This is a genomic window from Mycolicibacterium canariasense, from assembly GCF_002101555.1.
Taxonomy (GTDB): Bacteria; Actinomycetota; Actinomycetes; order Mycobacteriales; family Mycobacteriaceae; genus Mycobacterium; species Mycobacterium canariasense.
On record NZ_LQOL01000074.1, the window covers coordinates 15,578 to 31,375 of the forward strand.

The 15,798-nt window shown below is 69.0% G+C and carries 16 protein-coding genes; 2 read left to right on the plus strand and 14 right to left on the minus strand.

Annotation, left to right across the window (positions count from 1 at the left end; genetic code table 11):
- Positions 1 to 35: 35 nt before the first annotated feature.
- From AWB94_RS25250 to AWB94_RS25280, 7 genes are all read right to left on the minus strand, one after another.
- Positions 36 to 1,232, minus strand: a complete 1,197-nt coding sequence (locus tag AWB94_RS25250; protein WP_062658285.1) for a cation:proton antiporter domain-containing protein — start codon at positions 1,230 to 1,232, stop codon at positions 36 to 38.
- 17 nt (positions 1,233 to 1,249) lie between these two features.
- The gene (locus AWB94_RS25255; protein WP_062658286.1) at positions 1,250 to 1,696 is read right to left on the minus strand and encodes a PRC-barrel domain-containing protein; all 447 of its coding nucleotides are present in this window, start codon (positions 1,694 to 1,696) and stop codon (positions 1,250 to 1,252) included.
- Between the two features lie 73 nt (positions 1,697 to 1,769).
- Entirely contained in the window at positions 1,770 to 2,633 is an 864-nt protein-coding gene (locus AWB94_RS25260; protein WP_062658287.1) for a polysaccharide deacetylase family protein, read from the minus strand.
- A gap of 74 nt (positions 2,634 to 2,707) precedes the next feature.
- Positions 2,708 to 4,021: an RNA 5'-3' helicase PhoH2 gene (locus AWB94_RS25265; protein ID WP_062658288.1), complete on the minus strand. Its 1,314-nt coding sequence runs from the start codon at positions 4,019 to 4,021 to the stop codon at positions 2,708 to 2,710.
- A 200-nt stretch (positions 4,022 to 4,221) separates the two neighbouring features.
- Complete coding sequence (locus tag AWB94_RS25270; RefSeq protein WP_062658355.1) at positions 4,222 to 5,049, minus strand: acyl-ACP desaturase; 828 nt, start codon at positions 5,047 to 5,049, stop codon at positions 4,222 to 4,224.
- 53 nt (positions 5,050 to 5,102) lie between these two features.
- The gene (locus tag AWB94_RS25275; RefSeq protein ID WP_062658289.1) at positions 5,103 to 6,557 is read right to left on the minus strand and encodes a glycine hydroxymethyltransferase; all 1,455 of its coding nucleotides are present in this window, start codon (positions 6,555 to 6,557) and stop codon (positions 5,103 to 5,105) included.
- 51 nt (positions 6,558 to 6,608) lie between these two features.
- Complete coding sequence (locus tag AWB94_RS25280) at positions 6,609 to 7,820, minus strand: hypothetical protein (protein ID WP_062658290.1); 1,212 nt, start codon at positions 7,818 to 7,820, stop codon at positions 6,609 to 6,611.
- A 30-nt stretch (positions 7,821 to 7,850) separates the two neighbouring features.
- Between AWB94_RS25280 and coaA the strand changes: the two genes are divergently transcribed.
- Entirely contained in the window at positions 7,851 to 8,783 is a 933-nt protein-coding gene (coaA, locus tag AWB94_RS25285; protein ID WP_062658291.1) for a type I pantothenate kinase, read from the plus strand.
- Here coaA and AWB94_RS25290 read toward each other — a convergent pair.
- The 3 genes from AWB94_RS25290 to AWB94_RS25300 form a co-directional block, all read right to left on the minus strand.
- Complete coding sequence (locus AWB94_RS25290; protein WP_062658292.1) at positions 8,755 to 9,171, minus strand: hypothetical protein; 417 nt, start codon at positions 9,169 to 9,171, stop codon at positions 8,755 to 8,757. The two genes, coaA and AWB94_RS25290, sit on opposite strands and share 29 nt — an antisense overlap.
- Positions 9,172 to 9,275: 104 nt before the next feature.
- Positions 9,276 to 10,634, minus strand: coding sequence for a hypothetical protein (locus AWB94_RS25295; protein ID WP_062658293.1), 1,359 nt, complete (start codon positions 10,632 to 10,634; stop codon positions 9,276 to 9,278).
- Positions 10,635 to 10,639: 5 nt separating this feature from the next.
- Positions 10,640 to 11,443: a (2Z,6E)-farnesyl diphosphate synthase gene (locus AWB94_RS25300; protein WP_062658294.1), complete on the minus strand. Its 804-nt coding sequence runs from the start codon at positions 11,441 to 11,443 to the stop codon at positions 10,640 to 10,642.
- 62 nt (positions 11,444 to 11,505) lie between these two features.
- Between AWB94_RS25300 and trhA the strand changes: the two genes are divergently transcribed.
- Entirely contained in the window at positions 11,506 to 12,264 is a 759-nt protein-coding gene (gene trhA / locus AWB94_RS25305) for a PAQR family membrane homeostasis protein TrhA (RefSeq protein ID WP_062658295.1), read from the plus strand.
- Here the strand turns inward: trhA and AWB94_RS25310 are convergent.
- The 4 genes from AWB94_RS25310 to mca are packed head-to-tail and all read right to left on the minus strand — an operon-like array spanning position 12,261 to position 15,720.
- On the minus strand, positions 12,261 to 12,635 hold the full coding sequence (locus AWB94_RS25310; protein ID WP_062658356.1) for a nuclear transport factor 2 family protein: 375 nt from the start codon (positions 12,633 to 12,635) through the stop codon (positions 12,261 to 12,263). The genes trhA and AWB94_RS25310 overlap by 4 nt on opposite strands.
- 10 nt (positions 12,636 to 12,645) lie before the next feature.
- A complete protein-coding gene (locus AWB94_RS25315; protein WP_062658296.1) occupies positions 12,646 to 14,616 on the minus strand; it encodes a thioredoxin domain-containing protein in 1,971 nt (656 codons plus the stop codon).
- Positions 14,600 to 14,857: a hypothetical protein gene (locus tag AWB94_RS25320; RefSeq protein ID WP_062658297.1), complete on the minus strand. Its 258-nt coding sequence runs from the start codon at positions 14,855 to 14,857 to the stop codon at positions 14,600 to 14,602. The genes AWB94_RS25315 and AWB94_RS25320 overlap by 17 nt, the downstream gene beginning before the upstream one ends.
- Positions 14,854 to 15,720 carry a mycothiol conjugate amidase Mca gene (gene mca / locus AWB94_RS25325; RefSeq protein WP_062658298.1) on the minus strand — a complete coding sequence of 289 codons (867 nt, stop codon included), beginning with the start codon at positions 15,718 to 15,720 and terminating at the stop codon, positions 14,854 to 14,856. Before mca ends, AWB94_RS25320 begins: the two co-directional genes overlap by 4 nt.
- Positions 15,721 to 15,798: the final 78 nt, after the last annotated feature.

Below are 15,798 nucleotides of genomic sequence, written 5' to 3' on the forward strand. Positions count from 1 at the left end.
GAGTGTGGACGTCGCGGCGGTTGTCGCCGCGACGTTCACACCAGCCGGGCGGGTGCGACGAATTTGATTCCCGGCCAGGCCGTCAGGCTGTGCAGCAGCAGGCTCAACGTCACGGTGATCACCACCGCTTCGGTGATGACGGCGGCGTTCTGGATGCCGCCGTGGCCGAGCACCAACAGGCCCAGCACCAAGGTGCCGATCCCCCGCGGCCCGAACCATCCGATGAACAGCCGGCTGCGCATCGGCACGTCGGTGCCGATCAGCGCCAGCTGCACCGCCACCGGGCGCACCAGCACCAGCGCGGCCACGCAGAACAGCACGGTGCGCCAATCGATCTCGCGCCAACCCAGGAACACCGCGTAGCCGCCGAAGATCGCGAACACCACCAGCTCGAGCACCTGCCCGGCGGCGTCGGACACCTGGGTGGGCACCGAGGTCTGCGCGTGCCGGGCCACCGCGGCGAAACCCAGGCCGCCGACGAACGCGGCGACGAAGCCGCTGGAATGCACCCGCTCGGCCAGCCCGAAACAGACCAAAGCCATTGCCACGGTGGCCAACTGGGCCCAGGTTTCGTTCATCCAGCCGCGCCGCCATGACGCCACCACGACCACTCCGCCGACCAGCCCGATGACCACCCCGAATGCGACCGCGACCAGCTCGGTGTGCACCAGGTACCAGCTCCAGTGGCCCACACCGCCGTCGGTGTGTTCGGAGGCCAGCGCCAGCGCGGCGAGCGCTGCCGCCAGCGCGAACCCGTCGTAGCAGCCGCTTTCCACCGACAGCGCGTGCCGGACCCGCTCCGGGATACGCTGGTCCTCCAACAGGGCATCGATCAGCGCGACCTCGGTCGGTGCCATGACGGCGGCCAGGCACACCGCCTCCCACAGCGGCAGCACGGGCAGCAACACCAGTGCCGTCGCCGTTCCCAGCAGCAACGCCAACGGGATACCGACGATGAGCAGCCGGAAGGTGGCGTGCCCGCGGCGCACCGCGGCGACCAGGTCCAGCGACGCCGCCTGGTTGAACAGGATGACGGTCAGCGCCAACTGGGCCAGGGTGGTGAAGGTGTGGGTGTCATCGGCGGCGATGACGTCGAACCCGAAGGGCCCGAGCATCATGCCCATCACGACGAACACCAGCCCCGGCGCCAGATACCAGCGACTGACCAGACCCGAGATCACGGCATAGAGCAACACCAGCAGCGTGAGGGCGAGCGCGGTACCGGTGTGCACACCGCGAGATCCTAGTTTTACCCGTCCCGATCCGCGGGGGGCGGGCGATGCGCGGCGGTGTTGAAGGCGACACCGCCGATACCGGCGGCGGCCGTCGCGATATCGATGCCGGCGCTGTTCGGGCCGCGCTCCGGCGGGGGCGGGGCGGGCTGCGGCGCGGCAGGCAGGTGATAGTGCCGGCTCAGCCGGTGCTCCTCCTCGGGAGTGATGCCGGCCCGCACCCGCAGGTTGGGGGCCTGTTTGATGGTGTCCTTGTCGACGGCGACGGTGACGGTGTTGCGATCACAGTGCGCGCCGGCCAACGGGACGAACGCCGACGACAGCCCGAACAGCCCGGTGCTCACCGTCACCCATTTCGGTTCGCGGGTATCCGCGTCGACGAAAATCTGGTGGATCTTGCCGATCTTGTGGCCGGTGACGTCGTACGCGGTCGCACCGACGAACTGCTGCACCGAGGTCGCCATGTTCTTTCCTCCGTTCCGGGGGCATCCGCGCAACGGGTAGCCGGTTGACACCGGCGGCTAAACATCGACGGCGTCACGCGCCGTTGTTGGGACCGCCCGAGTTGGCCCCGGGGATGTCGGTGATCGGGAAGTTCGGCATCGGCGGCGGCGACGGTGTGGCGGGCAGCGACGGGATCTCCGCGGCCGGCAGATCGGTGAGATCGTTTACCGGCGGACCGTTTTCGCGACTGCCGTAGCTGGTGCCGGGTTTGCGCTCGCCGAGCATGTGGGTGACGGTCACCACGTGGTATCCGTTGGCCTTGAGCACCGGGATGAACTGGTACACCAGATCCACGGTGGAGGAATAGGTGTCGTGGAACAACACCACCGAATTCGGCTTGATCTGGGTCATCAGCATGTACCGGGTGGCGGCGGTGTTGGCGTCGTTGAACCAGTCGAACGGGATCACATCCCAGTTGATATCGGCCAGACCCTGCTTGCCCGCCTCGGCCAGCACCGCGTCGTTGACGAGGCCGCCCGCGGTGCGCAGCAGCTTCGGCCGCTGACCGGTGGCCGACTCGATGGCGTCGCTGGCCTTGCTGAGCTGGGCCGGGATCGCCTCCGGCGGGATGGTGGTCATATTGGGGTGTTCCCAGGTGTGACTGCCGATCTCCATCCCGGCCTCTGCGATGCGTTTGGCGCCCGCCGGATTGGCCGCGACCTTGTTTCCGATCAGGAAGAAGGTCGCCTTGGAGTCGGTATCGGCGAGGATCTTCAGCAGCCGGTCGGTGTACGGGCCGGGTCCGTCGTCGAACGTCAGCGCCACGCATTTGACCTTGGCGCAGTCCACCACGTCGGGATCGTCGCGGCGGATATGGCCGGACAGCCCTCCGATGATCAGTACCGCGACGGCGGCGACGACGCCGACGACGGTCCACAGCCAGGCATGTCGTGACACCTCAGCAGCCTACCGGCTGGCGATTTGTGGAGCCGCAGCCGTAATGGTTACGGCTGCGGCTCCACACATCACGGTCAGGGCAGGGCTTCGGGGCTGATCTCCTCCAGCATCTCGGTGACCAGCGCCGCGATCGGCGAACGCTCGCTGCGCATCAGGGTGATGTGCGCGAACAGGGGGTGGCCCTTGAGCTTCTCGATCACCGCGGCCACGCCGTCATGCCGGCCCACCCGCAGGTTGTCGCGCTGGGCGACGTCGTGGGTGAGCACCACCCGCGATCCGGCGCCCAGCCGCGACAACACCGTCAGCAGCACGTTGCGTTCCAGTGACTGCGCCTCGTCGACGATGACGAACGAGTCGTGCAGTGAGCGGCCGCGAATATGGGTGAGCGGCAACACTTCCAGCATGCCGCGGGACAGCACCTCTTCCAGCACCGCCGGGCTGGCGAGGCCTTCGAGAGTGTCGAAGACGGCCTGGGCCCACGGCCCCATCTTCTCGCTCTCGCTGCCGGGCAGGTAGCCCAGATCCTGTCCGCCGACGGCGTACAGCGGGCGGAACACCACCACCTTGCGCTGGGTACGGCGCTCCAACACCGCCTCGAGTCCGGCGCACAGTGCCAGCGCCGACTTGCCGGTGCCGGCCTTGCCGCCGAGCGACACGATGCCGACCGACTCGTCGAGCAGCAGATCGAGGGCGACGCGCTGTTCGGCTGACCTTCCCCGGAGGCCGAACACTTCGCGATCACCGCGGACCAGCTGTACCCGCTTGTCGGCGTTCACCCGTGCCAGCGCCGACGAGGTGCCGCCCAGCAGCCGAACGCCGGTGTGGCAGGGCAGATCCCGCGCGGTGGCCAGGTCCAGCTCGCCGTCGGCGAACAGGGTGTCGATCTCCTCGGCGCTGACATCGAGCTCGGTCATCCCGGTCCAGCCCGACGTGACGACGTCCTGGGCGTGGTACTCGTCGGCGGTCAGGCCGACCGCGCCGGCCTTGACGCGCAGCGGGATGTCCTTGCTGACCAGGGTGACGTGCTTACCCTCGGCGGCCAGGTTGGCCGCGCACGTCAGGATGCGGGCGTCGTTGGTGTCGGTGCGGAAGCCCACCGGCAGCACCGTCGGATCGCTGTGGTTGAGCTCGATGTGCAGCCGCCCGCCCCGGGTGCCGACGGGGATCGGCTGGTCCAGCCGGCCGTGCTCCAGGCGCAGGTCGTCGAACAGGCGCAGGGCTTGTCGGGCGAACCAGCCCAGTTCGTGATGATGCCGTTTGGCTTCCAGCTCGCTGATGACCACGAGCGGCACCACGACTTCGTGTTCTGCGAAGCGGGTGCACGCCCAGGGATCGGACAGCAACACGGAAGTGTCGAGCACATAAGTCCTGATCGGCGAATCACTCACGAGGCGCTCCTCAGCCCGCGCGGCCCCGCGAAGGCAGTTCGGCGGGCGCTGCGGCACCAGGACCGGGGCCGGTCCCGTTCTGGTCGAAACGTTCGGGTACCGCCCGGACAGCAAAGCATGTCGCTAGCCATCACTTGCGACGCTACTCCCGGTGCGCACGCTGTGCGCGTCAGGCGCGCCGCGCCAACCGGCACAACGGGTTACGCGCGCGTGAACTCTCGTAACTCTGGTTCCTCGGCGAGCCCCCACGCCGTCAGCCGGTCGGCGACGACGGCGCGCAACGCGGCCTCGTCGAAGATGCCGGCCGCGGCGACCGTGGCGATCTTGTCGGCGTAGGCGTCGATATCGCCACCGACGACACCGAGCTCGCGGGCCCGGGCCGCGATGGCCGCGACCGTCTCGTCACGCTTGGTCTGCAGGCAATGCGCGACGAGGTCGGCGAAAAACACCTCGTGCCGTTCCTCGTCGGCGGCGATCTTGCCGATCAGGCCCTTGAGGATCGGCTCGTCGATCTGGGCCTGCAGGTTGCGGCAGAACACCGCGTGCTGGCGTTCGAAGAACGCCATGAAGACCAGGGTCTCGATCTGGCTGAGGCGATCGGCGCGGTAGCCCTTCATGACGTGCTCGACGCGGACGTCCTCGTTGGCCGTCGGGTCGATCTCCCGGGTCACCACCAGGTAGTTGCGCAGCGCGATGGCGTGCAGGTGCTCCTCGGCGGTCCAGCGGCCCAGCCAGCGGCCCCACTTGTCCTCCAGGATGAAGTGCTCGACCAGTTCACGGTGGTAGCCGGCCAGGTTGTCCTTGGTGATGAGCAGGATTTCGCAGGCATCGGTGACCGGCCTGGGCAGAGTGACCTGGGACGGATCCCAGTCCTTACCGCCGAGGAAAGCGAAGTTCTCGCCCTGGTCGAACGGAACGTAGTCGTGGCCGTACCACGGCTCTTCCGTCGCGAGATGGCGAGACAGGTTCTCTCCGACGACCGGCTCGAGTTCGAGGGTCAGCGCATTGGGAACAGGTTTCTGTGCCATGAGGTAACTGTAACCCTCATACACATGTTCTTAAAAATCGACGCGCCCGCACGTCAGAGCGTCAGCCCCGGGTACAACGGGTTGGCCGCCAGCAGCTCCGCCGACGCGGCGTGCACCCGGTCAGCGGTGCCGTCGGCCAGCGCGTACTTGGCCTTCGACGTTCCCTCCGCCTGCGTATTGGACAGCACCTCCACGACCAGTTCGGCCACCCGGTCGAAGTCGTCGGCGCCGAAACCGCGGGTGGTCAGCGCCGGCGTGCCGAACCGGATGCCGCTGGTGTACCAGGCCCCGTTGGGATCGTTGGGGATGGCGTTGCGGTTGGTGACGACGCCGGCGTCCAGGAGCGCCGACTCGGCCTGCCGGCCGGTCAACCCGAACGAGGTGACATCCAGCAGCACCAGGTGATTGTCGGTGCCGCCGGTCACCAGGCGCGCGCCGCGCTTGAGGAAACCGTCGGCCAGTGCCTTGGCGTTGTCGGCGATGGCCTGCGCGTAGTCGCGGAACGCGGGCTGACGCGCCTCGGCCAGCGCCACCGCCTTGGCCGCCATCACGTGACTCAGCGGTCCGCCGAGCACCATCGGGCAGCCCTTGTCGACGGCCGGCGCGTACTCCTCGGTGGCCAGCACCAGGCCGCCGCGGGGGCCGCGCAACGACTTGTGCGTCGTGGTCGTGGTGACGTGCGCGTACGGCACCGGATCCTCGTCGCCGGTGAACACCTTGCCGGCGACCAGGCCGGCGAAGTGCGCCATGTCGACCATCAGGGTGGCGCCCACCTCGTCGGCGATCTCGCGCATCTTGGCGAAGTTGATCCGGCGCGGGTAGGCCGAATAGCCGGCCACCAGGATCAGCGGCTTGAACTCGCGGGCGGCGGCGGCGACGGCGTCGTAGTCGATCAGCCCGGTCTGGGCGTCGGTGCCGTAGCTGCGCTGGTGGAACATCTTGCCCGAGATGTTGGGCCGGAAGCCGTGGGTCAGATGTCCGCCGGTGTCCAGCGACATACCCAGCAGGCGCTGGCTGCCCAGCTTGTTGCGCAGCGCCTCCCAATCCTGCTCGGACAGGTCGTTGACGTGCTTGGCGCCGAGTTCGGCCAGCCCGGGCGCCTCGATCCGGGTGGCGAGGATGGCCCAGAACGCGACCAGGTTGGCATCGATACCGGAGTGCGGTTGGGCGTAGGCGTAGGGGGTGCCGAACAGTTCACGGGCGTGCTCGGCGGCCAGCGCCTCGACGGTGTCGACGTTCTGGCAGGCCGCGTAGAAGCGGTGGCCGATGGTGCCCTCGGCGTACTTGTCGGAGAACCAGGTGCCCATGGTCAGCAGCACCGCCGGCGACGCGTAGTTCTCGCTGGCGATCAGCTTCAGCGAATCCCGTTGATCGGCAAGCTCTTTGCGGGTCGCCGCGGCGACCCGCGGTTCGACCTGCTCGATGACCTGCAGGGCGGCCTGATAGGCCTCGCTGGCGGTGGCGGCATAGTCCGCACCCAGGGCACTGACGGTCGAGTCTGCAGTCATGGCCTACAGCCTATCGCCCTCCCATGACACCGTTGACCAGGCCAAGGCCTCCTAGGCGACCCGCAGCGCCGACGGGATCAGCGGCTCGTCGAGCAGCCGCCCGAACCGCTCGGTGAGCGACACATCGGCCGGGCGGGCATCCAGCCAACCCCGCAGCAGTCGGTACCCCTCGACATAGGTGCTGGTGTAGGCGCGCCACAGCGGTGAGGACAGGAACTTCAGCATCTGCCGGGCCCGGCTCTCCGAGGTCAGCAGCCAGGTGGACAGGTAGGACACCACCTCGTCGACGTCGCTGTGTTCGTCGTGCAGCATGAGCGCTGCGTCCTGGCGCACGTCGGCCAGCGCCGCCGACGCCTCGGCCACCGCCACGGCACGCTCACCGTCGAAGCGCAGGCCGAGATCGGCGTAGATCTCCTGGGCCCACACACCCCAGTGCGCACCTTGCACGGCGTAGAGCGCCAGGTCGGCCAGCCCCTCGGCCATCAGGCACTGCGGGGTGTTGACCAGGAAGATGGTCTGCTCCGCCTGGCCCTGGCCGTCGACCAACCCGGCCTCCTTGCGGCAGTGCTCGGTGTGATGGCCGGGGTAAGACTCGTGGGCCACCAGCCGCGGCAGATTCGACATCTGCTGCTTGAGGTCGGCGTTGACCGCGACGGTGGATTTGTAGTCACCCAGGTAGTAGTTGAAGCCCGACCACGGCTTGTCGGTCACCACCTCGTAGGTGATGGTCTCGCGCTCCGGCAGCGGGAAGGTGGCCCGGACCCGGTCCCGCAGCGCGGACGAGAAGGCATGGATGGCCTCCTCCAGGCGCTGCGGCGGGATCTCCTCGGCGCTGCGGTAGGCCTGCATCCGCTCGGCCAGCGAGCCGGTGCCGCCGACCACCTCGTCGAGCTTCCGGTGCGCGTCGCGGTAGCGCTGCGGGTCGCCCTTGGTGATGTCGACGTCGAAGTACTCGCGTACCTCCTCGACGAACCCGACCTGCTCGCCGGCGAATTTGCGGCCCGCACAGGCCAGCGCCTTCAGGTGCGCCGAGAGATAGTCCGCGCGTACCGGTTCCAGACCGCTGCCCGGCACCTGCGCCAGCAGCCGGTGCGCCTGACGGGTCAACTCGGCCGGATCCGGTGCCGGCTCCGCGGCCACCTGGCGGCGCAGTTGCGGATCGCCGGTGAAGGAGTCGACGTAGCCCTCCTCCAGGCGGTCGAAGCGCAGACCGAGAAGCAGATAGTCGCGAATCAGGGACTCTGAATCCGTACCGGCGTCCATGCCCACAACCGTAGATGCAAGACTGACCGCATGCCGCGGCCGAGTGAGCCGAGCCCATATGTGGAGTTCGACAGAGCCCAGTGGCGCGCGCTGCGCAGGGCCACCCCGTTGAAACTGTCCGAGGCCGAGCTGCGCGGGTTGCGCGGCCTGGGTGAGCAGATCGACCTGCTGGAGGTCGAAGAGGTCTACCTGCCGCTGGCCCGGCTGATCCATCTGCAGGTGGCCGCCCACCAGCGGTTGTTCGCCGCCACCTCCGAGTTCCTGGGCGAGCAGACGCCCGACACCCCGGTGCCGTTCATCATCGGGGTGGCCGGCAGTGTGGCGGTGGGCAAGTCGACCACCGCCCGCGTGCTCAAGGCGTTGCTGGCCCGGTGGGAACACCACCCCCGGGTGGACCTCGTGACCACCGACGGGTTCCTCTACCCCAACGCCGAGCTGGGCCGGCGGAACATCATGCACCGCAAGGGCTTTCCGGAGAGCTACGATCGCAGGGCGCTGATGCGCTTCGTCACGGCGGTCAAGTCCGGTGCCGAAGCCGTTTCCGCGCCGGTGTATTCGCATCTGCTGTACGACATCGTGCCCGGCGAGCACCAGATCATCCGCCAGCCCGACATCCTCATCCTGGAGGGGCTCAACGTGCTGCAGACCGGTCCGGCGCTGATGGTCTCGGACCTGTTCGACTTCTCGCTGTACGTCGACGCCCGCATCGAGGACATCGAGCAGTGGTACATCTCCCGGTTCCTGTCGATGCGGGCCGGCGCCTTCGCCGACCCGGCGTCACACTTCCACCACTACTCCACGCTGACCGACGATCAGGCGATCTTCGCCGCCCGCGACATCTGGCATTCGATCAACCGGCCCAACCTGATCGACAACATCCTGCCGACCCGGCCCCGCGCAACCCTGGTGTTGCGCAAGGATTCCGACCACTCCATCAACCGGCTGCGGCTGCGCAAGCTCTGAGCCCCGCGTACTGCACGCTGCCGATCACCGCGGTGTACAGCGCGCCGCCCAGCAGCAGCGCCACGCCCCACCCGGTCAGCGGCCAGATGCCGGCGGCCTCCGCGGCGACGAAGCCGACGGTGAACAGCGCGTTGGCGGTGATGGTGGCGATCGCGCCGGGACGCACCCGCTCGCGGCCGGCCAGCCAGTACACCGTCGGGCCGTAGGCGAGGAAGAAGATCCCGAGTCCCAGTTCGACGCCGGTGGGCATCCCGGTCAACGACGCCAGCCAGCCGGGGGCGACGACGAAGGGGATACCGGTGATCCCGACCAGCACGGCGTCCAGGCGCATGGCGTAGCGCAGCAGTCCACTGCGGGCACGGGTGGTGGGGGCGGTGATTGCGGTCATGTCAGTCAGCTCCTGGCCGTCGAGGTGTGTCGGACATGCTCAAGCCTGCGGAAAACCCGCTGCCAGGTCTGCACGCGTCGCTGCCAGACACTGCCAAGGCCAGCTCAGCCGGCGTTGACCACCTGTCCGGCGCGCAGGTCCGCCGCGATCAACCGGGCTGCCGCGTTCTGCCAGTTGTGCAGCGACCGCTGCGGCACCTCGGTGGCCAGCCACTGCCAGGCCCGCCGGGCGACGGGATCCAGCCCGGCCGCGGTGGCGTTCTGGGCGTAAGCCCGCACCCCCGCGACGTACGGGAAGTACAGCGCGTTGTAGTGGCGCCACTGTTCACTGGTGCCGAAGTCGCCGCCGTCGCGTGGCTTGAGCGCGGCGATGCGGTCGGCCAGCAGCGCCTTGAGTTCGTTGGCCCGCTCCAGCGGTTGATCCGGTGCGCCGCGGGCGGCCAGTCGGGCGTCGATCACCGGCAACGCGGTCAGCGGGCTGGCCACCAACTTGGACAGGTCACCGTAGTGGCCGAGGGCGCGTCGGGTCAGCCGGGCGAACGTCTCGTCGTCGATCTGGTCCAGCGGGCTGTCCTTGCGCAGCGGCAGCGCGGCCTCGGTACGGCGCAGCGCGGCGCGATCGGCCCGCAGCACCGGAGAGCGGGAGAACGTCACCCGGTCCAGCAGTCCGGCCAGCGGGTCGGCGAGCACGTTGATGGTGACGGCCACCGCGACGCTGGTGAACAGCAACACCGTCAGCGGCAGCCGCGCCGACGGGCCCGCCACCGCCAGCCCGATCAGCACCTGCGCGCCGAACAGCAGCGCCACCACCGCCGTCGCCGCGAACGACCTGAGCATGTCGGCGCGCAGCGCCTGCCCCTCGTCGAACGCATCCGAGAGGGCAACGGCGATGCCCAGCAGCGCCACGTCGAACCCGGTGGAGGCCAAGGCAAGCCAACTCGGCACCAGTCCCAGCGGGATCACCAGGATCGCGTTGCCGAGTGCGAAGAACAGGGTGGCCACCAGCACGAAACGCCGCACCGGCGTCGGCTGCGCGGGGCGCAGCGTCGTCGCGGCCATCGCGCCCAGCGTCGGTACCGACACCGCGGCGAACATCAGCCAGTGCCCGGCGCGCAGCGGGCCCGCCACGCTGCCGGCCAGCGCCGCACCGGCGCACCCCACCGCGGCCACCACCGCGATCGCGGCGAACTCCCGCACCCGGCGGGGCGGGTTGTCTGGGGGCCTGGACAGTTCCAGCAGCACCGCGAACCAGAACACGCCGGGCAGCACCACCAGGTACACCTCGACCCGACCGAGCGCCGTGGCATCGGTGGTCACCCGCACCGCATCGAGGGCGACGACGACGGCGAAGCTCGTCAGCCCGGCCGCGGCCAGCGCCAGCACGGGCTTACGCGGATTCCGCGCGAGCAGGTACAACCCGAGCCACCAGCTGAGTGCGAACACGACCGCCGACAGCCCGGCCATGGTGGTTACAGGCCGTGGCGCCGGTGGCGCCGGGTGTAGTCGCGCAGCGCACGCAGGAAGTCGACCCGGCGGAACGCCGGCCAGTGTGCCTCGGTGAACCACATCTCCGAATATGCGCTCTGCCACAACAGGAATCCGGAGAGACGTTGCTCACCCGAGGTGCGGATCACCAGATCCGGGTCGGGTTGTCCGGAGGTGTACAGGTTCTCCGAGATGGCATCGACGGTGACCGATTCGATGAGCTGTTCGGCGCTCGCCCCGTTGGCCACCTCCTTGGCCAGCAGCGCCCGCACCGCCTCGACGATCTCCTGCCGGCCGCCGTACCCGACCGCCACGTTGACATGCAGCGAACCGGGGCCCGTGACGCCGGTGCTCACCGTGCCCTCGACCGCCTCCCGCAGCCGGCGAGCCGGCTCCTCACCGAGCAACTCCAGGTCACCGACAGTGCGCACGCTCCAGCGGTTGGCCGGGGCGCAGATCTCCTCGACGACGTCGGTGATGATCTCGATGAGCGAGGACAGCTCCTCGGGGTCGCGGCCCAGGTTCTCCGTCGACAACAGGTACACCGTGGTGAGCTCGATCCCGGCGTCCTGGCACCAGCGCAGCATCTCGGCGATCTTGGCCGCACCCTTGCGGTAGCCGTAGCTGACATCGTCATACCCGGCATCCCGTGCCCAGCGGCGGTTCCCGTCGCACAGCACCGCGATATGGCGAGGGAGTTCGGATTTCGACCGCTGCAGTTCGTTGCGCAACCGCATCTCGTACAGCCGGTACGCCGGCTCCTTGAGACGCGGGGGAATGATCTCCACGAAAATCAGACTACTGTGGCGACCAAGCTCCCCCATGCCAGTCAGTGGAGGTGACAAGACAAATGACGACACCGATCGACACCACCAAGCCGTACCGGGCCGCGGCGGGCATCGTGCCCGGCTACGACGAACCCGGAGATCTGCCCGCCGTCGTCGTCGACGGGGTGGCACAGTTCCTCGGCAGGCCGCGCGCCCGGGGCTGGATCCACGTCTACTCCGCCGTGGTCGCCTTCATCGCGGGCGCGGCACTGGTCTCGGTGTCCTGGTCGCTACAGGGCACGCGGGCCGGCCTGGCCACCCTGATCTACACCTTCACCATCGTGGCAATGTTCGCCGTCAGCGGCACCTATCACCGGGTGACGTGGAAATCGCCGAACGCCCGCAAATGGATGAAGCGGGCCGACCACTCGATGATCTTCATCTTCATCGCGGGCAGCTACACCCCGTTCGCCCTGTTGGCCCTGCCGTCGGAAAAGGGCATGGTGCTGTTCTGGATCGTCTGGGGCGGCGCGATCGCCGGGGTGCTGCTGAAATCGTTCTGGCCGTCGGCGCCGCGCTGGGTCGGGGTGCCGCTCTACATCCTGTTGGGCTGGGTGGCGGCCTGGTTCATCGGCCCGATCATGGACGGCGCCGGGGTTGCCGCGGTCGTGCTGCTGATCGTCGGCGGTGCGCTGTACAGCATCGGCGGGGTGCTCTACGGCCTCAAGTGGCCCAACCCGTGGCCGACGACGTTCGGGCACCACGAGTTCTTCCACGCCTGCACCGCGGTCGCGGCGATCTGCCACTACATCGCGATGTGGTTCGCGGTCTTCAGCGGCTAATCGTTGGTGACGTTGTCCGGACCCCAGTAGGCCTTCATCGACGTGATCTTGGCGTCCGCGTCGAAGGTCATGACGCTGATGATCTCGATGCTCATCCCGCTGCCGTTGCCGAAATCCAACGACAGCCGCCAGTAGAAGGCGGCCTCGTGGCCGAGCGCACGCAGGGTGTGGATCTCGGTCTGGCCCTTGACGTTCTCGACGTTGGCGTAGAAACCGCGGATGGCCTGCCGGCCGATGTGCACCTCGCCGCCGACCGGATCCTCGACGGTGGCGTCGGAGGCGTACAGATCGGCAACCTCGTCGGCCGCGCCGCTGGCGACCAGTTCGAGGTAGCGGTGGACGGTGGCGGTGATCTGCGCGGCACTGGGCATGGGCCGCACGCTACACGGCCCGGCTCAGCGCCGCGGCCAGATCCTCGGCCGTCGTCACCGGCAGGTCGCACACCCGGCCCCGGCACACGTAGGCGGCGTCGCGCCCACCGACGCGGTCCCGCCCGGTAAGCAGTTCGGTGCTGTCGGCCGGACCGCCCACCACGATGGCCCCGCCGGGAGCCAATGCCCGTGCCGCGGTGAGCAGTTCGGAGTGGTTCGGGTCGCAGGCGACGGCGATCTGGAGGGGTCCGCGCACCGCTGCCTCGGCGACGGCCAGCCAGTGCCCGCCAGAGCGGGCGGCCCTGGCCAGCACCGACGTGGCCGCCGACAGCGAGGCCGCGGCGGCCGACGCGTACCGCGGCGCGGAGGTCAGGTGGGCGGCCAGCTGCAATGCCTCGGTCACCAGTGACGCCCCGGACGGGGTCGCCCCGTCCAGCGGGTCGGCGGGCCGCAGCACCAACGCCTCGGCATCGTCGGCGGTGTCGAACCAGCGCCCATCTACGTCGGCGAAATGATCCAGTGCGGTGTCCAGCAGGGCGGTCGCCTCGGGCAGCCAGTCGCCACTGATCTGGTACAGGGTCAGCAACCCGGTGGCCAACGCGGCGTAGTCCTCCAGAATCCCGGCACTGTCACCGACCGCCCCACCCAGGCTGGCCCGGCGCAGCCGGCCGTCCACCAGATGCAGGCTCAGCAGCCGGCGCGCGCATTCCGTTGCGGCATCCAGGTAACCGGGGCGTCCCAGCGCCACGGCGGCCTCGGCGAGTGCGGTGATGGCCAGCCCGTTCCACGCCGTCACGATCTTCGCGTCGCGGCCCGGCTGGACCCGTCGCGCCCGCGCGGCGAGCAGGGCGTCGCGCACCCTGGCGAACCGGGCGGGGTCGTCGGGGTCGGCGCGCAGCTGCAGCACCGAGGTGCCGGCTTCGAAGGTTCCCGCCTCTGTCACACCGAAAAGCGAAGCGGCCCAGGCACCGTCGGCAGCCCCGAGCACGTCGCGCAGCTCGGCTGGTGTCCACACATACGTCGCCCCCTCCACCCCGCCGGCGTCGGCATCCAGGGACGAGGCGAACATCCCACCGTCGCCCAGGCCGTCGATGATGAACCGGGCGGTCTCGTCGGCGACCTTGCGCGCCAGGGGGTTTCCGGTCCGCCTGGCCCAGTGTGCGTACACCCGCAGCAATTGCGCGTTGTCGTACAGCATCTTCTCGAAATGCGGTACCACCCAAGCGTTGTCGACGCTGTAGCGGGCGAAGCCGCCGGCCAACTGGTCATAGATGCCGCCACGGGCCATCGCCTGGCAGGTGCGCTCCACGGCATCCAGTCCGAACCCGGTGCGCTCGTGGTGCCGCAACAGCGCCTCCAGCAGCGCCGACGGCGGGAACTTCGGTGCCCGGCCGAAGCCGCCGTAGCCGCGGTCCTCGTCGCGCAGCACCGCGGCCACCGCGTCGTCGCACAACGCGGGCTGCAGGGCCGGGCCGCCGGGCAGGCCGCCCGCCATGGCGCGCAGTTCATCGGCGATGCCGTCCGATGCTTGCTCCACTTCGTCGCGGCGCTCCCGCCAGGTCTCCTCGACGGCCGAGAGCAACTGCAGGAAAGCATCTTTCGGGTAGTAGGTGCCCGCGAAGAAGGGCCGCCCGTCCGGGGTCAGGAAACATGTCATCGGCCAGCCGCCCTGCCCGGTCAGGGCGATGGTCGCGTTCATGTACACGGCGTCCAGGTCGGGCCGTTCCTCGCGGTCGACCTTGATGCAGACGAAGTGCGCGTTGGCCACCGCGGCGACGTCGGCGGACTGGAAGGATTCATGCGCCATCACGTGGCACCAGTGGCAGGCGGCGTACCCGATGGACAGCAGGATCGGGACGTCGCGTTCGGCCGCTTCGGCCAGCGCCCGCGGACTCCACTGTTGCCAGTGCACCGGGTTGTCGGCGTGCTGGCGCAGGTACGGGCTGGTGGCCCCGCCCAGGGTGTTACCCCTTGGGCTCATCCTTGACCTCACCCGCGGTGCCCTCGTCGACGGCCTGATCCGGCTCGGGGTGGTCGGGGTCGAAGGATTCCGGTAGCCGCTTGAGGTGCCGGTTCATCGACCACACCAGCGCGAAGGTGCCGATCAGCAGCAGCACCACGATGACCAGGCCGAGCGGGCTGGCCTTGCCGAAGTCCGGCCCGGTGTCGCGCGGGCCGTCCTCGGCCAGCAGGCCGGCAACCAGGAGCAGCGTGTCGGTCATGGTTCTATCCCCGCGAACAGGTCGGTCTCGGGCAGTTGCACCGGCACGCGGGAACGGGCCAGTTCGAATTCCTCGGTCGGCCACAGTCGCTGTTGCCACTCGATGGGCGCGTGGAAGAAATCGCCGTTGGGGTCGATCTGGGTGGCATGGGCGCGCAGGGCGTCGTCACGCTGGGAAAAGTACTCGGCGCATTCCACCCGGGTGGTGACCCGGCCCTCGAAGACGTCGAATTCGGGGTCCCAGTGCTCCAGCCACTTGGTGAAGGGGCCGGTGCGGCCGTGCTTGGTGAACTCGTCCTGCAGCATCTGCATGCGCCGCCGCAGGAAACCGTGGTTGTAGTACAGCTTGGACACCGCCCACGGCTCGCCCGCATCCGGGAACCGCGCGTAGTCGGCGGCGGCCTCGTAGGCGGCGACGCTGACCTCGTGGCAGCGGATGTGGTCGGGGTGTGGATACCCGCCGTTCTCGTCGTAGGTGGTCAGCACGTGCGGCCGGAACTCGCGGATGACCCGCACCAGCCGCTCGACGGGTTCGGCCAGCGGCACCAGCGCGAAGCACCCCTCGGGCAGCGGCGGCAGGGGGTCACCCTCGGGCAGACCGGAGTCCACGAAGCCCAGCCAGTGATGCTCGACCCCGAGGATCTCCGCGGCCTTGGCCATCTCGTCGCGGCGCACCTCGGCGATCCGGCCGTGCACCTCGGGCAGGTCCATGGCCGGGTTGAGGATGTCGCCGCGCTCCCCGCCGGTCAGCGTCACCACCTTGACGCGGACGCCTTCGTCCGCGTACTTCGCGGTGGTCGCCGCGCCCTTGCTGGATTCGTCGTCGGGGTGGGCGTGTACCGCCATCAATCGCAGTTCAGTCATCTCGTCTCATTCAACGGTTTTTTTCAACAACCGCGGCCGTCGTCCCTTCATGCCCACGGTCCTATAGTTCCAGTCCTA